The organism is Streptococcus thalassemiae, assembly GCF_903645285.1.
Lineage (GTDB): Bacteria > Bacillota > Bacilli > Lactobacillales > Streptococcaceae > Streptococcus > Streptococcus thalassemiae.
This window is the reverse complement of record NZ_CAHJXN010000002.1, coordinates 26,652-50,406: the sequence shown is the minus strand read 5'-3', so window position 1 is coordinate 50,406 and position 23,755 is coordinate 26,652. Positions and strand designations below refer to the sequence as shown.

Here is a 23,755-nt window from a genome sequence, read left to right as displayed (position 1 = left end):
GTGGAGCGGTTGACGAATAGGTCAAAAACTAGTAGAATAGTAAGGAAACTTTATACGGAGGAAAGAAATGGATTTGGGTGATAATGAGCTAACACTGACTCCCATACCTGGGAAAAGTGGCAAGGCTTATATGGGTAGCTATCCTGATGGGAAGCGTATCTTTGTAAAAATGAACACCTCTCCAATCCTACCTGGTCTAGCTAGAGAACAAATTGCTCCACAATTATTATGGAGTCGCCGTTTGGCAGATGGGCGTGATATGTGTGCTCAAGAATGGTTGACAGGCAAGATATTGACCCCCTATGATATGAATCGTAAACAAATCGTCAATATCTTAACCCGTCTTCATCGCTCACGTCCGTTGATGACACAGTTGAGTCGTTTGGGATATGCCATGGAAACACCTGTAGATTTACTACAGTCTTGGCAAGAAACGGCTCCAGATGCTTTGCGTAAAAATCATTTTATCAGTGAAGTGATGGCTGATTTACGTCAGACTATACCAGGATTTAGAGAGGACTATGCGACCATTGTCCATGGAGATGTACGACATAGTAATTGGATTGAGACAGATAGTGGCTTGATTTATTTGGTAGATTGGGATTCGGTTCGCTTGACCGATCGCATGTTTGATGTGGCCCATATGCTCTGCCATTATATTCCAGAACATCAGTGGAAGGAATGGTTGACCTACTACGGTTACAAGTACAATCAAACGGTATTAAGTAAATTGTATTGGTACGGTCAATTGTCTTATTTGAGCCAGATTTCCAAGTATTATATGAACCAAGATTTAGAAAATGTCAATCGGGAGATTCATGGCTTGCGTCACTTCCGAGACAAGTATGGAAAGAGAAGATGAGAGTTAGAAATCGTAAAGGGGCGACAGAATTACTAGAGGCAAATCCCCAGTATGTGGTCCTCAATCCCTTGGAAGCCAAGGGGAAATGGCGGAACTTGTTCGGAAACGACAATCCCATTCATGTGGAAGTTGGAAGTGGAAAGGGTGCCTTTGTTTCAGGTATGGCCAAGCAAAACCCTGACATCAACTATATCGGGATTGATATTCAAAAGTCTGTTTTGAGCTACGCTTTGGACAAGGTGCTTGAAGTTGGAGTGCCTAACATTAAGCTCTTGTGGGTAGATGGTTCTGACTTGACTGACTACTTTGAAGACGGTGAGATTGATCGCTTGTATCTGAATTTTTCAGATCCATGGCCGAAAAAACGCCATGAAAAGCGCCGTTTGACCTACAAGACCTTCTTGGATACCTTCAAACGTATCTTGCCTGAAAATGGAGAAATTCATTTCAAGACGGATAACCGTGGCTTGTTTGAGTACAGCCTAGTGAGCTTTTCTCAGTATGGCATGAAGCTCAACGGCGTCTGGCTAGACTTACATGCTAGTGATTTTGAAGGCAATGTCATGACAGAATACGAGCAAAAATTCTCCAACAAGGGGCAAGTTATCTACCGTGTTGAGGCAGAATTTTAAGAAATAGCCTGAAATCAGGCTGTATAAGTGCTTTTGCTTTACATAAGTTAGCAAATGTGATATACTAAGGGTAAGAATATGAGAAAGAGAGGCGGGGAAATATCTTCGCCTCTTACTTATGAGGAGGTGGACGCAATCGCAACAATCGTAGAATTAGTCAGAGAAGTTGTAGAACCTGTCATCCAAGCACCTTTCGAACTCGTGGATATCGAGTATGGAAAGATTGGCAGTGACATGATTCTCAGTATTTTTGTAGATAAACCTGAAGGAATTACCTTGAACGACACGGCAGACTTGACAGAAATGATCAGTCCTGTCCTAGACACCATCAAGCCAGATCCCTTCCCAGAACAATATTTCCTAGAAATCACCAGTCCAGGCTTGGAACGTCCTTTGAAAACCAAGGATGCTGTCGCTGGAGCGGTTGGGAAATACATCCATGTCGGGCTCTACCAAGCCATCGATAAGCAAAAGGTCTTTGAAGGAACCTTGTTGGCCTTTGAAGAGGACGAGTTGACCATGGAATATATGGACAAGACGCGCAAGAAAACTGTCCAAATTCCATACAGTTTAGTATCAAAAGCACGTTTAGCAGTTAAATTATAGAAAAAGAAAGGATAGCTTTTGAGGATTCAAAAGTGAAGAAAACATGAGTAAAGAAATGCTAGAGGCCTTCCGCATTTTGGAAGAAGACAAGGGAATCAAAAAAGAAGATATCATCGACGCAGTAGTAGAGTCGCTTCGTTCCGCTTATCGCAGACGCTATGGTCAATCAGACAGCGTAGCTATTGACTTCAACGAAAAAACAGGTGACTTTACAGTTTATACTGTCCGTGAAGTGGTTGATGAAGTATTTGATAGCCGTTTGGAAATCAGCTTGAAAGATGCTCTTGCCATCAATTCAGCCTATGAACTTGGTGACAAAATCAAGTTTGAAGAAGCGCCTGCTGAGTTTGGTCGTGTAGCAGCCCAATCTGCCAAACAAACCATCATGGAAAAAATGCGCAAGCAAACACGTGCCATTACTTACAATACTTACAAAGAGCATGAGCAAGAAATCATGTCTGGTACAGTAGAACGCTTTGACAACCGCTTTATCTATGTCAACCTTGGTAGCATCGAAGCCCAATTGTCAAAACAAGACCAAATTCCTGGGGAAGTTTTTGCTTCTCATGATCGTATTGAAGTTTATGTCTACAAGGTTGAAGACAACCCTCGTGGTGTCAACGTCTTTGTTAGCCGTAGCCATCCAGAAATGATCAAACGCTTGATGGAGCAAGAAATTCCAGAAGTTTATGATGGAACTGTTGAAATCATGAGCGTGGCTCGTGAAGCTGGTGACCGTACCAAGGTTGCCGTTCGCAGCCACAATCCAAACGTGGACGCTATCGGTACAATCGTTGGACGTGGTGGTGCTAATATCAAGAAGATTACTAGCAAATTCCACCCAGCTCGCTACGATGCTAAAAATGACCGCATGGTACCAATCGAAGAAAATATCGACGTTATCGAGTGGGTAGCAGATCCAGCTGAATTTATCTACAATGCCATTGCTCCTGCTGAGGTTGACCAAGTTATCTTTGACGAAAATGACAGCAAACGTGCTTTGGTGGTTGTTCCTGATAACAAGCTTTCTCTTGCTATCGGTCGTCGTGGGCAAAACGTTCGCTTGGCAGCTCACTTGACTGGTTACCGTATCGATATCAAGTCTGCTAGCGAATTTGAAGCCATGGAAGACGCTGCTTCAGTAGAGTTGGAAGCAGAAAACGATACTGTAGAAGAATAAAAGCTGCTAGAGGAGGGAAAGATGAAAACAAGAAAAATCCCTTTGCGCAAGTCTGTTGTGTCCGATGAAGTGATTGATAAGCGGGATTTACTCCGCATTGTCAAGAACAAGGAAGGACAAGTCTTTATCGATCCGACAGGCAAGGCCAATGGCCGCGGCGCTTATATCAAACTAGACAATGCAGAAGCCCTAGAGGCGAAAAAGAAGAAGGTCTTTAACCGTAGCTTTAGCATGGAAGTGGATGAAAGCTTTTATGACGAGTTGATCGCTTATGTGGATCACAAAGTGAAAAGAAGAGAGTTAGGACTTGAATAAGCAAAAGATAAGCAATCTCTTGGGACTCGCTCAGCGAGCAGGCCGTATCATATCGGGTGAAGAATTGGTGGTCAAGGCCATTCAAGATGGCAAGGCTAAGTTGGTTTTTCTAGCCCATGATGCTGGACCCAATCTGACCAAGAAGATTCAAGATAAAAGTCATTATTATCAAGTAGAAATTGTAACCGTGTTTTCAACACTGGAATTAAGCATAGCAGTCGGAAAATCGAGAAAGGTTTTGGCTGTGACAGATGCTGGATTTACAAAGAAAATGAGGTCTCTTATGGAATAGAAGAGGAGGACATGATTTGTCTAAGAAAAGATTGTACGAAATCGCAAAAGAACTTGGAAAAGAAAGCAAAGAAGTTGTAGCGCGTGCAAAAGAGTTGGGCTTGGATGTGAAAAGCCACTCATCAAGTGTGGAAGAAGCTGTCGCTGCAAAAATCGCTGCCAGCTTTAAGCTTGCAGCTGCTCCGAAAGTAGAAGCAAAACCTGCAGCACCAAAAGCAAGTGCAGAAAAGAAAGCCGAAAAAGCTGAGCCAGCTAAACCAGCTGCAGCTAAGGAAGAGGTAAAATCTGCAGCCCCAAAAGCAAGTGCAGAAAAGAAAGCCGATAAATCTGAGCCAGCTAAACCAGCTGTAGTCAAGGAAGAGGTAAAACCTGTAGCACCAAAAGCAAGTGCAGAAAAGAAAGCCGAAAAGTCTGAACCAGTAAAACCAGCTGTAGCCAAGGAAGAGGCAAAACCAGCTGAGGCAGTCGCTCCGAAGGCAGAAAAAGTAGCAGCTAAACCACAAAGCCGTAATTTCAAGGCTGAGCGTGAAGCACGTGCTAAAGAGCAGGCAGAACGACGCAAGCAAAATAAGGGCAATAACCGTGACCAACAACAAAACGGAAACCGTCAGAAAAACGACGGTCGTAATGGTGGAAAACAAGCTCAAGGCAACCGCGACAATCGTCGCTTTAATGACCAAGCTAAGAAACAGCAAGGTCAGCAAAATCGTGGAAATAATCGCCGTCAACAAGAGGACAAACGTCCAAATCAAGCGGCTCCACGCATTGACTTTAAAGCCCGTGCGGCAGCTCTAAAAGCAGAGCAAAATGCAGAGTACGCACGTTCAAGCGAGGAACGCTTCAAGCAGTATCAGGCTGCCAAAGAAGCCTTGGCCCAAGCTAACAAACGTAAGGAACCAGAGGAAATCTTTGAAGAAGCGGCTAAGTTAGCTGAACAAGCGCAACAAGCACAGCAAGTTCAAGCAGTGGTTGAAGTCGTTCCTGAGAAAACAGAACCTGCAGTGGATACACGTCGTAAAAAACAAGCTCGACCAGACAAAAATCGTGACGATTATGATCACGAAGAAGATGGTCCTAGAAAACAACAAAAGAATCGAAGTAGTCAAAATCAAGTGAGAAATCAAAAGAATAGTAACTGGAATAATAACAAAAAGAACAAAAAAGGCAATAACAAGAACAACCGTAATCAGACTCCAAAACCTGTTACGGAGCGTAAATTCCATGAATTGCCAACAGAATTTGAATATACAGATGGTATGACCGTTGCGGAAATCGCAAAACGTATCAAACGTGAACCAGCTGAAATCGTTAAGAAACTCTTTATGATGGGTGTCATGGCCACACAAAACCAATCCTTGGATGGAGAAACAATTGAACTCCTCATGGTGGATTACGGTATCGAAGCCAAACAAAAGGTTGAAGTGGATAATGCCGATATCGAACGTTTCTTTGTCGAAGATGGTTATCTCAATGAAGATGAATTGGTTGAGCGTCCACCAGTTGTAACTATCATGGGACACGTTGACCACGGTAAAACAACCCTATTGGATACCCTTCGTAATTCTCGTGTTGCGACAGGTGAAGCGGGTGGTATCACTCAGCATATCGGTGCCTACCAAATTGTGGAAAATGGCAAGAAGATTACCTTCCTTGATACACCAGGACACGCGGCCTTTACATCTATGCGTGCGCGTGGTGCTTCTGTTACCGATATTACTATCTTGGTTGTAGCGGCAGATGACGGGGTTATGCCTCAGACTATCGAAGCCATTAACCACTCAAAAGCGGCCAACGTTCCAATCATCGTAGCCATTAACAAGATTGATAAACCAGGTGCCAACCCAGAACGCGTTATCGGTGAATTGGCAGAGCATGGAGTTATGTCAACAGCTTGGGGTGGAGATTCTGAATTTGTTGAAATCTCAGCTAAATTCAACCAAAACATCGAAGAATTGTTGGAAACAGTCCTTCTTGTGGCTGAAATCCAAGAACTTAAAGCAGACCCAACAGTTCGTGCGATCGGTACAGTTATCGAAGCACGCTTGGATAAAGGAAAAGGTGCAGTCGCAACCCTTCTTGTTCAACAAGGTACCTTGAATGTCCAAGACCCAATCGTTGTCGGAAATACCTTCGGTCGTGTCCGTGCTATGACCAACGACCTTGGTCGTCGTGTTAAAGTTGCTGGACCATCAACACCAGTTTCTATCACAGGTTTGAACGAAGCGCCAATGGCTGGTGACCACTTTGCTGTTTACGAAGATGAAAAATCTGCGCGTGCAGCAGGTGAAGAGCGTGCCAAACGTGCCCTTATGAAACAACGTCAAGCTACCCAACGTGTCAGCCTTGAAAACCTCTTTGATACCCTTAAAGCTGGTGAACTCAAGTCAGTTAACGTAATCATCAAGGCCGACGTACAAGGTTCAGTTGAAGCCCTTTCTGCTTCACTTCAAAAGATCGATGTGGAAGGTGTCAAAGTGACCATCGTTCACTCAGCGGTCGGTGCGATCAACGAATCAGACGTGACCCTTGCCGAAGCTTCAAATGCCTTTATCGTTGGTTTCAACGTACGCCCTACACCACAAGCGCGTCAACAAGCTGAAGCTGACGATGTTGAAATCCGTCTCCACAGCATTATCTACAAGGTTATCGAAGAGATGGAAGAAGCCATGAAAGGGATGCTTGATCCAGAATTTGAAGAAAAAGTTATTGGTGAAGCGGTTATCCGTGAAACCTTCAAGGTGTCTAAAGTCGGAACTATCGGTGGATTTATGGTTATCAACGGTAAGGTTACCCGTGACTCAAAAGTCCGTGTTATTCGTGACGGTGTCGTTATCTATGATGGTGAACTTGCAAGCTTGAAACACTACAAAGACGACGTCAAAGAAGTTACAAACGGTCGTGAAGGTGGATTGATGATCGACGGCTACAATGATATCAAGACTGATGATGTGATTGAGGCTTATGTCATGGAAGAAATCAAGAGATAAGATTTTTGCTCCTTTCTTAGGTGGTGAGGGACGCAAGCAAACCGATGGTTTCATTGCTTATTTTTGAGCCTAGGGTCTCAAAAATCCCCTGTGATGGGACTGATAAATCAGTTCCATCACTTTCACCACGGCGAAAGAAGCAGATGACTTCAAATTGAACTTCGTTTCAATTTGAAATGAAAATCAAGAAGTTTAAAATAGCTAGGTCTGCTGGCCTAGCTTTTGATTCAAAGTAGAGAAAGGAATATCATGGCAAATCATTTCCGTACGGATCGTGTGGGCATGGAAATCAAGCGTGAAGTCAATGAGATTTTGCAAAAGAAAGTCCGTGATCCGCGTGTCCAAGGCGTGACCATCACAGATGTTCAGATGCTGGGTGACTTGTCTGTAGCCAAGGTTTACTACACCATTTTGAGTAACCTTGCTTCAGATAATCAAAAAGCTCAAATCGGGCTTGAAAAAGCAACTGGTACCATCAAACGTGAACTTGGTCGCAATTTAAAATTGTACAAAATCCCAGATTTGACTTTCGTCAAAGACGAGTCCATCGAGTATGGAAACAAGATTGACGAAATGCTACGCAATCTGGATAAGAACTAAAGAAGAGGGGCAACCCTCTTTTTTGGTGGAGAAATGGCTATAAAATATATTGGCGGAACCTTTCCAGACTTAAAAATTATTAAAAAGCTTTATAAAATTCAGATAGTGTGATATTATGAAAGAAAGATACAAGAAAAAGAGGTATTTATATGGCTGAACAAGAGTTAGCTATGCAAGTATTGCAACAAGTGGTGAAACTACCTGTTGTTAAGGTTGATCGTTCGAAATTTTTAGTGGATAAGTTTTCCAAAGAGTTGGATCCACAGGACATTCCTACCTTATTAGAACAAGGCCCAACGTCTCTCTTATCTCAAGAAACCTTAGATAGAGCGGCTAATGCCTGCATTAGGGATAATGTTTTATTAGCGAGTGGAACGTCTGTTGTTGCTGGATTACCAGGTGGACTTGCCATGGCAATTACCATACCAGCGGATGTAGCTCAATTTTATGCTTTTTCTTTAAAATTAGCTCAAGAACTAGGTTATATTTATGGATATGAGGATCTTTGGGCTTCACGCGATGAGTTGAGTGAAGATGCTCAAAATACCCTCTTGCTTTATCTAGGTGTCATGTTGGGGGTGAATGGAACTGCTGCTTTGCTACGTGCTGGTGGTATAACAATTGCCAAACAGGTAATGAAAACAGTACCTAATAAAGCTGTAACAAAGACGCTTTGGTACCCTATTTTGAAAAAAGTCTTAAAAATATTTGGTGTGAATCTGACCAAGGGAGGGCTGGCCAAAGGAATGGGGAAATTTATTCCTATCTTGGGTGGTATCATTTCAGGTGGTTTAACCTTTGCAACTATGAAACCAATGGGGGAAAGCTTGCAGAAAGAATTATCCAAGCTAGTCAACTATAGTGAAGTTCAATATCAAGAAGATGTTGAAACAATCCGAAAAGAGGCTGAAATCATCGAAGGAGAGTAATATGGGACTCATAAAAACTCTAGCTAAAACTTATGTTAATTACTTTTTGACCGTGCAAGGTGTAAAAGTAATGAAAACGATAAAGAAAGATGACCACGCCGTTGTCGGTCTGGGAAAACTTTTTATTGCAGACAAGCTAATGGATACGGCTCGGTGGCTCATCAAGCCAGAGGAGAGAGAATGAAATTTTTCTGGGGACTTCTTGCCATTATTTTTATCAAACCGATTATTGGAATTGTGAAATTCTTTTGGATGATCATCTCTTTTGCGGTCCAATTGCTGTTTTACAAGCTATTATTTAAAATATTGGATTGGCTCTTTAAACTTATCTAGGTGGTTATCCAAGTCGCAGTGAACTAGCAGGAACTCTTCTGCTAGTTTTTTAATCTCTTTCCATATGGTATAATATAAGCAGTAAAATCATTTTAGAACATACATGGAGGTCGTCATGGACAATATCATCGATGTGTCAATTCCTGTTGCAGAAGTGGTGGACAAGCATCCAGAAGTCTTGGAAATCCTAGTGGAGCTGGGTTTTAAACCACTTGCCAATCCTTTGATGCGTAACACCGTTGGTCGTAAAGTATCACTTAAACAGGGTTCTAAGCTTGAAGGAACCCCTATGGACAAGATTGTCCGCACACTGGAAGCTAATGGCTACGAAGTGATCGGATTAGACTAATGGCAGATGAACGGATTCATGTCCTACGGGATATTTTGTTAGAATTGCACAATGGCGCCTCTCCTGAGTCGGTTCAGGAGCGTTTTGATGCGACCTTTGCGGGTGTCTCAGCCATAGAGATTTCCCTCATGGAGCACGAGCTGATGAACTCAGACTCAGGTGTCACCTTTGAAGATGTCATGGAACTCTGTGATGTCCATGCTAATCTTTTTAAAAATGCTGTTAAGGATGTCGAAGTTTCAGATACCGAGCACCCAGGTCACCCAGTTCGTGTCTTCAAGGATGAAAATCTGGCCCTCCGTGCTGCCTTGATTCGTATTCGGAGATTGTTAGATACCTATGAGACCATGGAAGACGAGGAAATGTTGGCAGAGATGCGCAAGGGTTTGATCCGTCAGATGGGACTTTTGGGGCAATTTGACATCCACTACCAGCGTAAGGAAGAGCTCTTTTTCCCTATCATGGAGCGCTATGGACACGATTCACCTCCTAAAGTTATGTGGGGAGTGGATGACCAGATTAGGGAACTCTTTCAAACAGCTTTAGCGACAGCCAAGTCATTGCCAGAAGTGTCGATTAGCAGTGTAAAAGAAGCTTTTGAAGCTTTTGCGACAGAGTTTGAAAGTATGATTTTCAAGGAAGAGTCCATCCTTCTCATGATTCTCCTCGAGTCCTTTACTCAGGATGACTGGCTTCAGATTGCGGAGGAGAGCGATGCCTATGGTTATGCCATCATCCGTCCGTCTGAGAAATGGGTGCCAGAAAGACAGAGTTTTGTTGAAGAAAAGAGTGCAGGGGAGCCTGTACAGCTAGATACGGCAGAGGGTCAAGTTCAGCAAGTTATCGATACGCCTGAAGGACAGTTCACCATTACCTTTACCCCTAAGGAAAAGGAAGCAGTGCTGGACCGCCATAGTCAACAGGCTTTTGGGAATGGCTATCTCTCTGTCGAGCAGGCCAACCTCATCCTCAATCACCTCCCTATGGAGATTACCTTTGTCAATAAAGACGATATTTTCCAGTATTACAATGACAATACGCCGGCTGACGAGATGATTTTCAAACGAACGCCGTCCCAAGTCGGGCGCAATGTCGAACTCTGTCATCCGCCTAAGTATTTGGACAAGGTCAAGGCTATCATGAAGGGACTTCGTGAGGGAGTCAAGGACAAGTATGAGATGTGGTTCAAGTCTGAGTCGCGAGGTAAGTTTGTCCACATCACTTACGCCGCAGTGCACGATGAAAACGGAGAATTCCAAGGTGTACTGGAATACGTTCAGGATATCCAGCCCTACCGTGAGATTGACACGGACTATTTCCGTGGATTAGAATAAGGAGAATCAATGAGTTACGAACAAGAATTTATGAAGGAATTTGAAGCTTGGGTTAATACCCAGATTATGATTAACGACATGGCGCACAAGGAAAGCCAAAAAGTCTACGAAGAAGACCAAGACGAGCGTGCCAAAGATGCCATGATTCGCTACGAAAGCCGCTTGGATGCTTATCAGTTCTTGCTTGGCAAATTTGAAAACTTCAAAGCAGGCAAGGGATTCCATGATTTGCCAGATGGATTGTTTGGTGAGCGAAATTATTAAACGAGATAGATTCTTGATTTTTTACTAAAATCTTGATAGAATATTTATATTAAATCCTTGTCAGAACAGGGATTTTTTATTGAAAGGATTTTATCATGTCAAAGAAACTCAATCGTAAAAAACAATTACGAAATAGCCTCCGTCGTGCAGGTGCTTTTTCAAGTACTGTGACTAAGGTTGTAGAAGAGACAAAGAAAGTTGTAAAACGTGCAGAACAGTCAGCAAGCCAAGCTGGTAAGGCTGTTTCTAAAAAAGTTGAACAAGCAGTAGAAGCTACTAAAGAGCAAGCACAAAAGGTAGCCAATTCTGTAGAAGATTTTGCAGCAAACTTGGGTGGACTCCCACTTGACCGTGCCAAAACTTTCTATGATGAAGGCATCAAGTCTGCGTCAGATTTTAAAAACTGGACTGAAAAAGAACTCCTTGCCTTGAAAGGAATCGGCCCAGCTACCATCAAGAAATTGAAGGAAAATGGCATCAAGTTCAAGTAATCTTTCTTGTGCCTTGCATTTCCATCAAAATCTTGCTACAATAGAGCCATTAGAGGTGTTTTGAATCCCACATTTTACAGAAAGTGGCGGTGCTGAGAAGTCCATAAATGTGTCAAAACTGGTTGCTAATGGATGAAAAATTGAAATAAAAGTGTCTTTTTGTTTTAAAGACGAGAGTTGCGGGCTCTGCCCGAAATTGGGTGGTACCGCGGATAAACACATTCGTCCCTGTCATGTAGATGGCAGGGGCGATTTTTTGTAGAAAGCGAGGTATAAGGATGACAAGAACTGAACTGCCAGAACGATTAGAAACAGAACATCTCGTTTTACGAGTCCGTACTGTGGCGGATGCTGAGGATATCTTTGACTATGCTAGTTTGCCAGAGGTCGCCTATCCAGCAGGTTTTCCTCCAGTCAAGACCTTGGAAGATGAGATTTATTATCTGGAGCACATTCTTCCGGAGCGTAATCAAAAGGAAAATCTCCCAGCAGGCTACGGGATTGTCGTCAAAGGAACGGATAAGATCGTTGGCTCTGTCGATTTCAACCATCGCCATGAAGATGATGTGCTGGAAATCGGCTATACCTTACACCCAGACTATTGGGGGCGAGGTTATGTGCCAGAAGCTGCGCGTGCCTTGATTGATCTAGCTTTTAAAGAACTGGGGCTTCATAAGATTGAGCTGACTTGCTTTGGTTACAATCTTCAAAGTCAACGAGTCGCGGAAAAGCTTGGCTTTACCCTCGAAGCTCGCATAAGAGACCGCAAAGATGCTCAAGGCAACCGCTGTGATGATTTGAGATATGGCTTGCTGAGGAGTGAGTGGGAGGTGATTTGATGCATCTTTTCATCATTGGGGCTCCGGCTTCTGGGAAAATGACGATTGGTCAAGAGTTATCTCGACTGACAGATGCTACCCTCTTTTATAACCATCAAGCCATCGATTTTGCATTAGAAATCTATCAGGATTTTACAGAGGAAATGTGGGAATTTGTTCGTGGAATCACCTTTTCTTTCCTTGGAGCAAGTGCAAGAAATCAGCGATCAGTAATTTTAACTGACGTAATTGATTTTTCAAATCAGTACCAGCTGATGTATTTAAAGCAAATTCAGGATTTATTGGATAAGTTTCATCAAGAGATTCTGTTTGTTGAGTTGGAAACAAGTCTTGAAGAGTGTTTACGTCGAAATCGAACGGAGAACCGGTTGAAGCACAAGCCCTTGAAACGGCATATTGAGATATCTGAAAGAGAAATTTTGGAGACCACTGAAACACTTCAATTAAATTCCCGATGTCAACCTAATGAGTTGTACTACTACCTTAAAATAAATAATACGAATCTGTCTGCAGAAGAAGTTGCTAAGCAAGTTCAAAATAAAATGAACAAAATAGAGAAAGGACAAACACATATCTAAACAACTTCATGAAGACGTTCTCAAGACTCAAGAAGTTCAAAAGTCTCAACCTTTTTCATTCGTGATTCCACCACCAAACGTAACTAGAAAACTCTACCTTAATCACACCTGGGGTACAACCTTCAAAGTAAACGAATCACAAAGAAGCTTAGATTCCCGTTCAAGCCTGTAGCTGAGTCCCGAAGGATATCTAAGTCAGTTGAGTCGAATCTATTGAAGGATGAATTAGAGGAGAAAATAGATGGCTAAAAAGAAAAATAGAAAAAAAGAATTAAAACGCCAGCAAAAGTTGGATATCAAAGTTATTTCTGAAGAAGAGGCTGCTTGGACAGAAATTATGGCTAAAAATCCAACTTTTGTAGAACGTCGGACTATTCAAAATTTCGATGAACTGCATACAGCAGTGATGCAATATGCTGATGAACACGGAGAGTATCCAGATCTTCAGCTAATCAATTACCAACTGAAAAATAGGACTTTTGATTGGAATCAGGATCACGCTTTATTTAGAGAAGCGATGCATACTCCAAATACACAGAAGCGAAATAAACTGTTAAAACAAGTTTTAAAAATCAATCCAGATTATTTTGCGGCTGATTTTCACTTGTTCTTATCCGAGGTTGAAAGTTTTGATTTGTCAACCTTTAAAAAAGTATTGGATTTTGAAATTCTAGTTTTAGAAAAATGGAAAATGAATGGCTACAAAAGTTGGAATTATTTTGAAGCACGCCCTATCCTGTCTGCTCTGATGTTTCTGATTGAATATTATATGACAGAAAAAATTTATTTTAAGGCTTTGGAATTGGTTAACTTATACTTAAGTAAGCGACCAGAACGTTTTCCTCCTAATTTTGTCTTCTGTATGCTTTCCTTGTATCATATTACCGGTCAGGAACTAAAGGTTGAGCGCTTCTACCGTGAAGAATTGAATAAAGGGAAACGGGACGATACCATTCTTATTCATGCCATCATCTCTGCTTTTTCTCAAGGAAAAATTGAGGAAGCCAGTCAGTTATTTGCAAAATTAGTGGAAATCAATGATGAAGCTGTTGAATTCTTTATAGAGGAAGATTGGCAATTCAAAGTTATAGATATCGAAGACCAAGAATGTTATTGTCCAAATTCAGTTGAATCGCTACAAGCTAGTTTGTATCCTCTGTTTGATTATTTACTAGAAAATATTATTTTAACGAAATTTTTAACAAACGAAGCCAAAAAGTTCCGCCGTAAACCAGTATTTTCGAATCATTCTAGTATGATAAGAAATTTATCCGAGGTATCCGATTGGTATTCCTTTATGAATGAGGAAAAAATGAAGGGAATCCGGATGGATCTTGTTCGTATCTTTGTAGAAAACAGGATCCGTACATCTTCAGATTTCAAAAAATGGACCGAAAAAGAAGTTCTCGCTTTGAAGGGAATTGGTCCCGTAACCGTTAAAAAGCTGAAGGAAAACGGCATAAAGTTTAAGAAAGAGAAGTAATTGTTTATGGAAGGGAGGAGGTGAAATTGTCTTGAATGAAATTTCTAATTTCATCCTGTATACTACACCAAATGGCGACGTTCAGCTAGATATCCTTTTACAAGATGAAAATCTTTGGTTGACTCAAAAAGGTCTTGCAGAGCTCTTTGGAGTTGAACGAAGTGTCATTACAAAGCACTTAAAAAACATTTATGATAGTGACGAGTTGGATAAGGTATCAACTTGTGCAAAATTTGCACAGGTTCAACAAGAGGGAAATAGAACTGTTCGGCGTGAACTTGAATATTACAATCTGGATGCTATCATTTCAGTTGGCTATCGCGTAAATTCCAGTAAGGCTACTCAATTTAGAATATGGGCAACCAAGACCTTGAAAGAATTTATCATCAAAGGTTTTGTTTTAGATGATGAACGCTTGAAACAAGGACAGACAGTTTTCGGACAAGATTATTTTCGTGAACTTTTAGAACGAATTCGCTCTATTCGTTCTAGCGAGCGCCGAATCTATCAACAAATCACGGATATCTTTGCTGAATGTGCCATAGATTATGATCGAAACTCAGATATTACTAAAAATTTCTATGCTATGGTGCAAAATAAATTTCATTATGCAATTACTGGAAGTACGGCTGCAGAAATTATCTATCAACAAGCCGATGCTAGTAAAGAAAAAATGGGATTAACTTCTTGGAAGAATGCACCTGATGGACGAGTGCTCAAATCAGATGTAACGGTAGCCAAAAATTATTTGCAAGAAAAAGAAATTCGACAACTAGAGCGAACTGTTACAGCCTATTTTGATTATATTGAGGGTTTGGTTGAGCGCCGTAATACTTTTACAATGCGAGGATTGGCAGATAGTATTGATCGTTTTCTATCTTTTAATGAGTACGAAATTTTAGAAGGAAAAGGAAGTATTTCCAAGAAACAAGCAGACTCAAAAGCCATCCAGGAGTATGAAAAATTTAACCGAACTCAAAAAATTCTATCGGACTTTGATAAACATATTCTGAAGATAATGAGAGAAAGTTAATGTAAAATTTTTATACAGTTTCTTTTTTGCTAATAGAAGATACTGAAAAAATCAGATGTGCTGAATCAAGGCCTATCTTCTACATACAAATTTAATTAAAGATATTAACTAGAAAGGACACACATATGTCTAAAGAACTTTCACCTAAATACAATCCAGCCGAGGTTGAGGCTGGTCGTTACCAAAAATGGCTTGATGCTGATGTTTTCAAGCCTTCAGGAGATCAAAAGGCTAAGCCTTATTCAATCGTGATTCCACCACCAAACGTAACTGGTAAACTTCACCTTGGTCACGCTTGGGATACGACTTTGCAGGATATTATCATCCGTCAAAAACGCATGCAAGGTTTTGATACCCTTTGGCTTCCGGGAATGGACCACGCAGGGATTGCCACTCAGGCTAAGGTTGAGGAGCGCTTGCGTGGAGAGGGAATTACACGTTATGACCTAGGTCGTGAAAAATTCCTCGACAAGGTCTGGGAATGGAAAGACGAATATGCCACTACTATCAAGGAACAATGGGGCAAGATGGGGCTCTCTGTCGACTACTCTCGCGAGCGTTTCACTCTTGATGAAGGTTTGTCAAAAGCTGTTCGTAAGGTCTTTGTGGACCTTTACAAGAAAGGCTGGATCTACCGTGGTGAATTCATCATCAACTGGGACCCAGCAGCTCGCACAGCCCTTTCTGATATTGAGGTGATCCACAAGGACGTCGAAGGTGCCTTCTACCACATGAACTACATGCTGGAAGACGGTTCACGCGCCCTTGAAGTTGCCACAACTCGTCCTGAGACCATGTTTGGGGACGTTGCCGTTGCGGTCAATCCAGAAGACCCACGCTACAAGGACTTGATTGGTAAAAACGTCATCCTTCCAATCGCTAATAAACTCATCCCAATCGTTGGAGATGAGCATGCTGATCCTGAGTTTGGTACAGGTGTCGTGAAAATCACACCTGCCCATGATCCAAATGACTTCTTGGTTGGTCAACGTCACAACTTGCCACAAGTCAACGTCATGAACGACGACGGAACTATGAATGAGCTTGCCTTTGAATTTGCAGGCATGGACCGTTTTGAAGCTCGTAAGGCAGTCGTTGCTAAGCTGGAAGAAATCGGTGCTCTTGTCAAAATCGAAAAACTTGTTCACAGTGTTGGCCACTCAGAACGTACAGGTGTCGTGGTTGAGCCACGCTTGTCTACTCAGTGGTTCGTCAAGATGGACCAATTGGCCAAAAATGCTATTGCCAACCAAGACACAGATGACAAGGTAGAATTCTACCCACCTCGTTTCAACGATACCTTCCTTCAATGGATGGAAAATGTTCACGACTGGGTAATCTCTCGTCAGCTCTGGTGGGGTCACCAAATCCCTGCTTGGTACAATGCTGAGGGTGAAATATATGTCGGCGAAGAAGCTCCAGAAGGTGACGGTTGGACTCAGGACGAAGATGTCTTGGATACGTGGTTCAGTTCGGCTCTTTGGCCATTCTCTACCATGGGCTGGCCGGATGTCGACTCAGAAGACTTCAAACGTTATTATCCAACATCAACTTTGGTGACTGGTTATGATATTATCCCGTTCTGGGTATCTCGAATGATTTTCCAAGGTTTGGAATTTACTGGCAAGTCGCCATTTAAAAATGCCTTGATTCATGGTCTCATTCGTGATGAGCAAGGACGCAAGATGTCCAAATCTCTCGGTAACGGGATTGATCCAATGGATGTTATTGATAAGTACGGAACAGATAGCCTTCGTTGGTTCCTTTCAAACGGTTCTGCACCAGGGCAAGACGTGCGTTTCTCTTATGAGAAAATGGATGCTTCATGGAACTTTATTAACAAAATCTGGAACATCTCACGTTACATCCTCATGAACAATGAAGGCTTGACTCTTGAGCAAGCAACTGCTAATGTGGAAAAAGTTGTCAACAAGGAAGCTGGAAATGTCACAGACCGTTGGATTCTCCACAACCTCAATGAAACCATCGGCAAAGCTACTGCCAATTTTGACAAGTTTGAATTTGGTGTCGCTGGACACATCCTCTACAACTTCATCTGGGATGAATTTGCGGACTGGTACGTTGAGTTGACCAAGGAAGTCCTTTATAGCGATAACGAAGAAGAGAAAGTCATCACACGTTCTGTTCTCCTTTATACTTTGGACAAGATCCTTCGTCTCCTTCACCCAATCATGCCATTCGTGACAGAGGAAATCTTTGGGCAAATCTCAGAAGGTTCTATCGTGACAGCAGAATACCCAACTGTCAATCCAGCCTTTGAAGACCTTGTAGCCCACACTGGTGTGGAAAGCCTCAAAGACTTGATTCGTGCCGTTCGTAATGCGCGTGCGGAAGTAAACGTAGCACCAAGCAAGCCTATCACCATCCTTGTTAAGACAAGCGATAGCGACTTGGAAGCCTTCTTTAACAGCAATGTCAACTACATCAAACGCTTCACAAATCCAGAACACTTGGAAATCGCATCAACTATTCCTGCACCTGAACTCGCTATGTCAAGTGTCATCACAGGAGCAGAAATCTACTTGCCACTCGCTGACCTCCTCAATGTCGAAGAAGAACTGGCTCGTCTCGATAAAGAACTGGCTAAATGGCAAAAAGAACTGGACATGGTTGGTAAGAAACTCTCTAACGAACGCTTCGTAGCCAACGCCAAACCAGAAGTCGTCCAAAAAGAACGCGACAAACAAGCCGACTATCAAGCTAAATACGATGCGACCGTCGCACGTATTGATGAGATGAAGAAGTTGGTGAAATAAAGCTAAATAAACACAGAAACACGGTGATGAGCCGTGTTTTTTGGTATAATGAAATCAATATCCATTGATGGAGAAAGTGATGTCTAAACACCCTCATTATGAATTGTTAAATTTAATTGGCTATGGTCTTGCCAAGTTTGATAAGCTTTTTATAAAAGAATTTCAATGTTCTAGCAAGTCGGAGTTTTATCGCTACGTGGTTTCTTTGGGAATTGCTGAAACAACTGGAGTTGTAAAGAATAGAATGGATTTATTTGATCCTTATTTTGACAATAATCGAAAAGGTTGGTGGCAGAAAGCTGAAGTTTACCGTTTTCGTAAAGATTTAATTGATATGATGTTTGGGAATGAAGATGTTCATAGTTATGCTGAAATCGTTAAAATGTTACTTGCTAGTGAAGGAAAGCGAACAGGCATTACTACCCTTGAAAAACCAATTATTCGAACTAAATTCAAACGTCTACAAGAAACTGGAATGGAAGCAGAAAATTATTTTATACTCAACTTTGATAAAGAAGAAAAATTTCAAGGTGGGCTATTGACCGATGCCCGTCTTTATGGTGATGGATATGATTTCCAAGTAGATGTTCAAGAACATTCTTATCTTGCCGAAGTTAAAGGGATTCGAAAACCTAAGGGTCGCATTCGTATGACTGCCAACGAATTTGGGAAAGCTAAAGAGTTTCAATCAGATTTTATTTTATCTCTAGTCACCAACCTAGATGATATTCCAAAGTTAGTGTTAATCGATAATCCTTTAAAACATTTTGAGTTTAAAAAGAATATTATCAAAAATGAAATCATTGAATATAGAAGCTTAGAAGAATTGTATTAGTTCCCCCTTAATTTTACTAGTTGAATAAGATAGAAACCTTGACAGGTCAACGACTCAATGAACTGGAAATCAACGGTATTCGTTTAACCAAGTTTAAAAATGGGGAAATCGGTATTGAATTTATCTGGATTGATACCGAAAATCCCCCAAGTGATGCCATCGGATGGGTAGCAAAGAAATAAAAGTTTTCAAAGCTATTGTAATAAGTAAGGGATTTTATTTTCGTGTACAATTTCAGCTATTCTTGTTATAATCAGCCTATAGGAATCAAGGAGGTGACTCTTATGGCTGTTTTTGTGTCTTTGGATGGAATTGTGGTAGAAGTCCTTGATGTCTTTTCTTCTTTTAATGGGGATAGTGAGTTTTTCTTGTGTAAACGTCTTAAAGACAAGAGTCAGTTTGTGATGGAACGCTCTCGGTTCGAGGAGATGTTCCAACTTCAAAGTAGTCACTTGACGACGCAAGAAAAATTACAATTGTTTACCTCCGTGTTTGCTGGCCGTTATGATGTTTATGCTAAGAGTTTTATCAATGATCAAGGGAAAATTCAGTATTTTCCATCCTATGATTATGGTTAGAAGCAGTTGCCACCTGAAAAACGGAGTTTCCAGACATTGACGGACTCCGGTTTGAAATCTCATTTTCGTGGGGAGATAGCTATCGGTATCTTTCCTATGCACTTAGATGATAGCTGTTATTTTTTGGTACTGGATTTGGATGAAGGGGATTGGAAAGAAGCTGGTTTAGCCATTCGAAGAATAGCCAGGGAACGCCAGATGGAAGCCCATTTAGAGATTTCTCGTTCGGGTCACGGACTCCATATTTGGTTCTTCTTTGAGGAAGCGATTCCGAGTTGAGATGCTCGCTTGTTTGGAAAGAAACTGTTAGAACTGGCTATGCAGGAAAGTATGCAACTGTCCTTTGATTCTTTTGATCGCATGTTTCCGAATCAGGATGTTCTTCCTAAAGGTGGATTTGGTAATTTGATTGCCTTGCCTTTTCAAGGAGAAGCTTATCATCAAGGGCGAACTGTCTTTGTGGATGAACAGTTTCAGCCTTATGAAGACCAATGGAGGTATCTACAAGAAATTCAGAGGGTTTCAACTGCTAAAGTGGCACTGTTAATCCAAGAGGAGGTAGGCAAGCAAGAATTGGATAAGGAGTTGAAGGTCGTCTTATCCAATATGATCCAACTTGAAAAATCGTCTGTGACACCCAAGACACTGTTTTTCTTGAAAAATATGGCTTCATTTTCTAATCCCGAATTTTATTTAAAGCAGGCTATGCGACAGCTAACCTATCAAATTCCTGAGCGAATGTATTTATTTGGAGAATCCGATCATTATTTATGGCTGCCAAGAGGTTTACTATATCCATTGTAAGATAAATTTAATACTCTTCGAAAATCTCTTCAAACCACGTCAGCTTCGCCTTGCCGTACTCAAGTACTGCCTACGGCTAGCTTCCTAGTTTGCTCTTTGATTTTCATTGAGTATGAGCAGGGATCTGTGGAAGATAGGAGAAAGGTACAAAGGTCTATTAGAGTGGAATTTAAGGGAGAACTCACTTTTGAGCAAGAGTTAGCCCTGTCAGATATGATTTCCAAAGAAAATGGTTTACTTCATGCGGAGACTGGTTTTGGGAAGACCGTTTTAGGTGCTGCTCTCATCTCTAAAAGGAAGGCCAAAACAATTATCCTAGTTCATAATAGGCAACTCTTAGACCAGTGGCTGGACCGCCTAAAGTGTTTTTTGACTTTCGAAGAGGAAGAAGTTACCCGTTATACGCCATCAGGTCGTGAAAGGGTAATAGGCTATGTCTGGCAGTACGCTGGGACTAAGAAATGGCTGAGTAAACTGGTTGATGTTGTTATGATTCAATCTCTATTTAAGTTGGAAAATAGTCAAAGTCTTTTGGATAAGTATGAGATGATGATTGTGGATGAGTGTCATCATGTCTCTGCCTTGATGTTTGAAAAAGTTGTTGCTCAGTTTAGAGGGAAGTATCTTTACGGTTTAACGGCTACGCCTGAGCGTAAGAATGATCATGATCCTATCGTTTTTCAGAGAATTGGTGAGATACTTCATACTGCTGATAAGAGGGAAACGGATTTTAAACGGCAATTGCAATTAAGATTCACTTCTTTTGGTCATTTGGAGATTGAAAAGACCAAAGCAAGTAATTTTATACAGCTTGGTGATTGGATTGCTACTGACTCAGTGAGGAATCAGATGATTCTCAAGGATATTCTAGACCAAGTGGCAGAAGGACGAAATATCTTGGTTTTAGTCAATCGAATTCAACAGATAGATTTCTTTGAAAAATTATTGAAAGAGAAAGAGGTTGATGATTTTTATATTATTAGTGGCAAAACCAAAGTCCGAGAGAGAACAAGTTTACTGGAGATATTAGAACAGCTAGATAAAGGGTTTGTATTGTTGTCAACTGGAAAATACATTGGCGAAGGTTTTGACTTGCCTCAGCTAGACACGCTTATCTTGGCAGCGCCCTTTTCTTGGAAAAATAATTTGATTCAGTACACCGGTCGGATTCATAGAAACTACAAGGATAAGTCTTTGGTGCGGATTTTCGATTATGTGGATATTCATGTTCCTTATTTAGAAAAGATGTTTCAGAAACGACAAGTAGCTTATCGAAAGATGGATTATTGTGTCATTGAGGGTGAGGAGAAACAATTCGTTTATGTTGATAGTAGATATGAGAATGTGCTGAGAGAGGACTTGGCAGGGGAAAGACAGGAGTGTATGCTTATTTTACCTTATGTGCACCAGACAAAACTGATGAAATTTCTAAAAGAATTTAGGATTAGTCAAATTGAGATATGTGTACCAGAGACGGTTGCAAATAAAACATGGATAGACCAGATGAAGAGCAAGAAAATTAAAGTGTCTTTCACTCAATCAAAAATAGTCACGCCTATTCTTTTGGTAAACAAGACCATTGTTTGGTATGGTGCAATGCCATTATTAGGGAAGGTAGATGAAATGACCATACTACGTTTGGAATCAGCTAGTATAGCTTCTGAACTAGTGGAAGGTTTACGATAGAGAAAACTTTTAAAAATTTCTATGTATGATTTTCATTTTTTAGTGAGAGTGATGACATTTTCACATTCGAAGCACAGCTAACAAGCAGAAGTGAGATAGGTCTTGCAAGAATGCTAAAAATCTGATAAACTATGTAGTAATTGAATAGGAATCCGCAAGACTAGTAACTCAAGGGAAGTATATCAGGGAGGAGAGCCGTGACTGCAAGCTCTCTATATGAAAGCTGGGTGAATTCACTTGCGCATGGATTTAGAAATGAAGGTCTGACTTGTCAGATAAAAACGGATGGTACCGCGTGTCAACGCTCCGAGTGGAGTTTTTGGCATGTGGTTTTCTTTTTATCTACGAGCGACTGATGGAGGAATTATGTCAACTATTGAAGAACAATTAAAAGCGCTTCGCGAAGAAACGCTGGCTAGCTTGAAGCAGATTACTGCTGAAAATGAAAAAGAGATGCAAGATTTGCGTGTCTCAGTCCTTGGGAAAAAGGGTTCACTTACTGAAATCCTCAAAGGGATGAAAGATGTCTCTGCTGAGATGCGTCCAATCATTGGGAAACACGTCAATGAAGCTCGCGATGTCTTGACAGCAGCCTTTGAAGAAACAGCTAAGCTCTTGGAAGAAAAGAAAGTTGTAGCTCAATTAGCAAGTGAGAGTATCGATGTGACCCTTCCAGGTCGTCCAGTTGCGACTGGTCACCGTCATGTCCTCACACAAACGAGTGAGGAAATCGAAGATATCTTTATCGGTATGGGTTACCAAGTCGTGGATGGTTTTGAAGTAGAGCAAGACTACTATAACTTTGAACGTATGAACCTTCCCAAAGATCACCCAGCCCGTGATATGCAGGACACTTTCTATATCACAGAAGAAATCTTGCTCCGTACCCACACGTCTCCAGTGCAGGCGCGTGCTATGGATGCCCATGATTTTTCTAAAGGTCCTTTGAAGATGATCTCACCAGGGCGTGTGTTCCGTCGTGATACGGATGATGCGACTCACAGTCACCAGTTCCACCAAATTGAAGGCTTGGTTGTTGGGGAAAATATCTCAATGGCTGATCTTCAAGGAACCCTTCAGTTGATTGTGCAAAAAATGTTCGGTGAAGAGCGTCAGATCCGTCTGCGTCCCTCTTACTTCCCATTCACAGAGCCATCTGTTGAGGTGGATGTTTCTTGCTTCAAGTGTGGTGGAGAAGGCTGTAACGTATGTAAGAAAACAGGTTGGATCGAAATTATGGGGGCCGGTATGGTTCACCCGCGTGTCCTTGAAATGAGTGGAATCGATGCGACTGTTTACTCTGGATTTGCCTTTGGTCTTGGACAAGAGCGTGTAGCTATGCTCCGTTACGGAATCAACGATATCCGTGGATTCTACCAAGGAGATGTCCGTTTCTCAGAACAGTTTAAATAATGATTAGAAAAGTAGAAATGGCAGATGTTGAGGTGTTGGCTAAAATTGCCAAACAAACCTTTCGTGAAACATTTGCTTATGATAATACGGAAGAGCAGTTACAGGAATACTTTGAAGAGGCTTATAGTCTGAGAGTTTTGTCAACTGAGTTGGAAAATCCAGAATCCGAAACCTATTTCATTATGCATGAAGAGGAGATAGTTGGTTTTCTCAAAGTCAACTGGGGAAGTGCTCAGACTGAGAGAGAATTAGAGGATGCTTTTGAAATTCAACGTCTCTATGTGCTACAAAAATTCCAAGGATTTGGATTCGGTAAGCAACTATTTGAATTCGCTCTTGAACTTGCTACAAAAAATAGTTTTTCCTGGGCTTGGTTAGGTGTTTGGGAGCATAATACAAAAGCTCAAGCGTTTTATAACCGATATGGTTTTGAAAAATTTAGCCAACATCATTTTATGGTTGGTCAAAAAGTAGATACGGATTGGTTACTGAGAAAGAAATTAAGGTAAGAAGAGGATTCTTCTATTGAAATGATAGGAAAGGAAAAGAACTAGAG

At 41.4% G+C, this 23,755-nt stretch carries 23 protein-coding genes and 4 pseudogenes; all 27 read left to right on the top strand.

Annotated features, from left to right (window positions below):
* Positions 1 to 67: 67 nt before the first annotated feature.
* The 27 genes and pseudogenes from ccrZ (at position 68) to HWX15_RS02715 (ending at position 23,708) form a co-directional block, all read left to right on the top strand.
* The gene (gene ccrZ / locus HWX15_RS02840; protein ID WP_000363006.1) at positions 68 to 862 is read left to right on the top strand and encodes a cell cycle regulator CcrZ; all 795 of its coding nucleotides are present in this window, start codon (positions 68 to 70) and stop codon (positions 860 to 862) included.
* Entirely contained in the window at positions 859 to 1,494 is a 636-nt protein-coding gene (gene trmB, locus HWX15_RS02835) for a tRNA (guanosine(46)-N7)-methyltransferase TrmB (protein ID WP_001266103.1), read from the top strand. The genes ccrZ and trmB overlap by 4 nt, the downstream gene beginning before the upstream one ends.
* Before the next feature lie 126 nt (positions 1,495 to 1,620).
* Positions 1,621 to 2,100, top strand: a complete 480-nt coding sequence (rimP, locus tag HWX15_RS02830; protein WP_050230440.1) for a ribosome maturation factor RimP — start codon at positions 1,621 to 1,623, stop codon at positions 2,098 to 2,100.
* 43 nt (positions 2,101 to 2,143) lie between these two features.
* Complete coding sequence (nusA, locus tag HWX15_RS02825) at positions 2,144 to 3,280, top strand: transcription termination factor NusA (RefSeq protein ID WP_000032272.1); 1,137 nt, start codon at positions 2,144 to 2,146, stop codon at positions 3,278 to 3,280.
* A gap of 21 nt (positions 3,281 to 3,301) precedes the next feature.
* Positions 3,302 to 3,595 carry an RNase P modulator RnpM gene (gene rnpM / locus HWX15_RS02820; RefSeq protein ID WP_000857552.1) on the top strand — a complete coding sequence of 98 codons (294 nt, stop codon included), beginning with the start codon at positions 3,302 to 3,304 and terminating at the stop codon, positions 3,593 to 3,595.
* Positions 3,588 to 3,887 (top strand): YlxQ-related RNA-binding protein, encoded by a 300-nt coding sequence (locus tag HWX15_RS02815; RefSeq protein ID WP_001041390.1) that lies wholly within the window; start codon positions 3,588 to 3,590, stop codon positions 3,885 to 3,887. Before rnpM ends, HWX15_RS02815 begins: the two co-directional genes overlap by 8 nt.
* Before the next feature lie 16 nt (positions 3,888 to 3,903).
* Positions 3,904 to 4,092 (top strand): annotated as a pseudogene (locus HWX15_RS10225) (translation initiation factor IF-2 N-terminal domain-containing protein); the annotation flags it as partial.
* 168 nt (positions 4,093 to 4,260) lie between these two features.
* Positions 4,261 to 6,873 (top strand): annotated as a pseudogene (gene infB / locus HWX15_RS02810) (translation initiation factor IF-2); the annotation flags it as partial.
* 249 nt (positions 6,874 to 7,122) lie between these two features.
* Positions 7,123 to 7,473 carry a 30S ribosome-binding factor RbfA gene (gene rbfA, locus HWX15_RS02805; protein ID WP_001273601.1) on the top strand — a complete coding sequence of 117 codons (351 nt, stop codon included), beginning with the start codon at positions 7,123 to 7,125 and terminating at the stop codon, positions 7,471 to 7,473.
* A 149-nt stretch (positions 7,474 to 7,622) separates the two neighbouring features.
* The gene (locus HWX15_RS02800) at positions 7,623 to 8,402 is read left to right on the top strand and encodes a hypothetical protein (protein WP_044791627.1); all 780 of its coding nucleotides are present in this window, start codon (positions 7,623 to 7,625) and stop codon (positions 8,400 to 8,402) included.
* Position 8,403: 1 nt separating this feature from the next.
* Entirely contained in the window at positions 8,404 to 8,586 is a 183-nt protein-coding gene (locus tag HWX15_RS02795; RefSeq protein WP_044791625.1) for a hypothetical protein, read from the top strand.
* The gene (locus tag HWX15_RS02790) at positions 8,583 to 8,735 is read left to right on the top strand and encodes a hypothetical protein (RefSeq protein ID WP_044791623.1); all 153 of its coding nucleotides are present in this window, start codon (positions 8,583 to 8,585) and stop codon (positions 8,733 to 8,735) included. Before HWX15_RS02795 ends, HWX15_RS02790 begins: the two co-directional genes overlap by 4 nt.
* Before the next feature lie 115 nt (positions 8,736 to 8,850).
* A complete protein-coding gene (locus tag HWX15_RS02785; RefSeq protein ID WP_000368739.1) occupies positions 8,851 to 9,084 on the top strand; it encodes a DUF1858 domain-containing protein in 234 nt (77 codons plus the stop codon).
* Positions 9,084 to 10,418: a DUF438 domain-containing protein gene (locus HWX15_RS02780; protein WP_175880218.1), complete on the top strand. Its 1,335-nt coding sequence runs from the start codon at positions 9,084 to 9,086 to the stop codon at positions 10,416 to 10,418. Before HWX15_RS02785 ends, HWX15_RS02780 begins: the two co-directional genes overlap by 1 nt.
* Before the next feature lie 9 nt (positions 10,419 to 10,427).
* Positions 10,428 to 10,682: a DUF1912 family protein gene (locus HWX15_RS02775; RefSeq protein WP_000119706.1), complete on the top strand. Its 255-nt coding sequence runs from the start codon at positions 10,428 to 10,430 to the stop codon at positions 10,680 to 10,682.
* Between the two features lie 95 nt (positions 10,683 to 10,777).
* Positions 10,778 to 11,173, top strand: a complete 396-nt coding sequence (locus tag HWX15_RS02770; RefSeq protein WP_000038635.1) for a helix-hairpin-helix domain-containing protein — start codon at positions 10,778 to 10,780, stop codon at positions 11,171 to 11,173.
* A 278-nt stretch (positions 11,174 to 11,451) separates the two neighbouring features.
* Entirely contained in the window at positions 11,452 to 12,012 is a 561-nt protein-coding gene (locus tag HWX15_RS02765; RefSeq protein WP_188110802.1) for a GNAT family N-acetyltransferase, read from the top strand.
* Complete coding sequence (locus tag HWX15_RS02760) at positions 12,012 to 12,590, top strand: AAA family ATPase (RefSeq protein ID WP_175880216.1); 579 nt, start codon at positions 12,012 to 12,014, stop codon at positions 12,588 to 12,590. The genes HWX15_RS02765 and HWX15_RS02760 overlap by 1 nt, the downstream gene beginning before the upstream one ends.
* 241 nt (positions 12,591 to 12,831) lie before the next feature.
* Entirely contained in the window at positions 12,832 to 14,073 is a 1,242-nt protein-coding gene (locus tag HWX15_RS02755) for a helix-hairpin-helix domain-containing protein (protein ID WP_175880215.1), read from the top strand.
* A 31-nt stretch (positions 14,074 to 14,104) separates the two neighbouring features.
* Positions 14,105 to 15,106, top strand: coding sequence for a virulence RhuM family protein (locus tag HWX15_RS02750; RefSeq protein WP_175880214.1), 1,002 nt, complete (start codon positions 14,105 to 14,107; stop codon positions 15,104 to 15,106).
* A gap of 125 nt (positions 15,107 to 15,231) precedes the next feature.
* Positions 15,232 to 17,883: a valine--tRNA ligase gene (locus HWX15_RS02745; protein WP_175880213.1), complete on the top strand. Its 2,652-nt coding sequence runs from the start codon at positions 15,232 to 15,234 to the stop codon at positions 17,881 to 17,883.
* A 79-nt stretch (positions 17,884 to 17,962) separates the two neighbouring features.
* Positions 17,963 to 18,718, top strand: coding sequence for a protein NO VEIN domain-containing protein (locus HWX15_RS02740; protein WP_175880212.1), 756 nt, complete (start codon positions 17,963 to 17,965; stop codon positions 18,716 to 18,718).
* A 38-nt stretch (positions 18,719 to 18,756) separates the two neighbouring features.
* The gene (locus tag HWX15_RS02735) at positions 18,757 to 18,900 is read left to right on the top strand and encodes a hypothetical protein (RefSeq protein WP_001860191.1); all 144 of its coding nucleotides are present in this window, start codon (positions 18,757 to 18,759) and stop codon (positions 18,898 to 18,900) included.
* 102 nt (positions 18,901 to 19,002) lie between these two features.
* Positions 19,003 to 20,097 (top strand): annotated as a pseudogene (locus HWX15_RS02730) (TOTE conflict system archaeo-eukaryotic primase domain-containing protein); the annotation flags it as partial.
* A 255-nt stretch (positions 20,098 to 20,352) separates the two neighbouring features.
* Positions 20,353 to 21,786: pseudogene (locus HWX15_RS02725) on the top strand (DEAD/DEAH box helicase); the annotation flags it as partial.
* Positions 21,787 to 22,152: 366 nt separating this feature from the next.
* Positions 22,153 to 23,199 carry a phenylalanine--tRNA ligase subunit alpha gene (gene pheS / locus HWX15_RS02720; protein WP_175880211.1) on the top strand — a complete coding sequence of 349 codons (1,047 nt, stop codon included), beginning with the start codon at positions 22,153 to 22,155 and terminating at the stop codon, positions 23,197 to 23,199.
* Positions 23,199 to 23,708 (top strand): GNAT family N-acetyltransferase, encoded by a 510-nt coding sequence (locus tag HWX15_RS02715; RefSeq protein ID WP_175880210.1) that lies wholly within the window; start codon positions 23,199 to 23,201, stop codon positions 23,706 to 23,708. The genes pheS and HWX15_RS02715 overlap by 1 nt, the downstream gene beginning before the upstream one ends.
* The last annotated feature ends 47 nt before the right edge of the window (positions 23,709 to 23,755 follow it).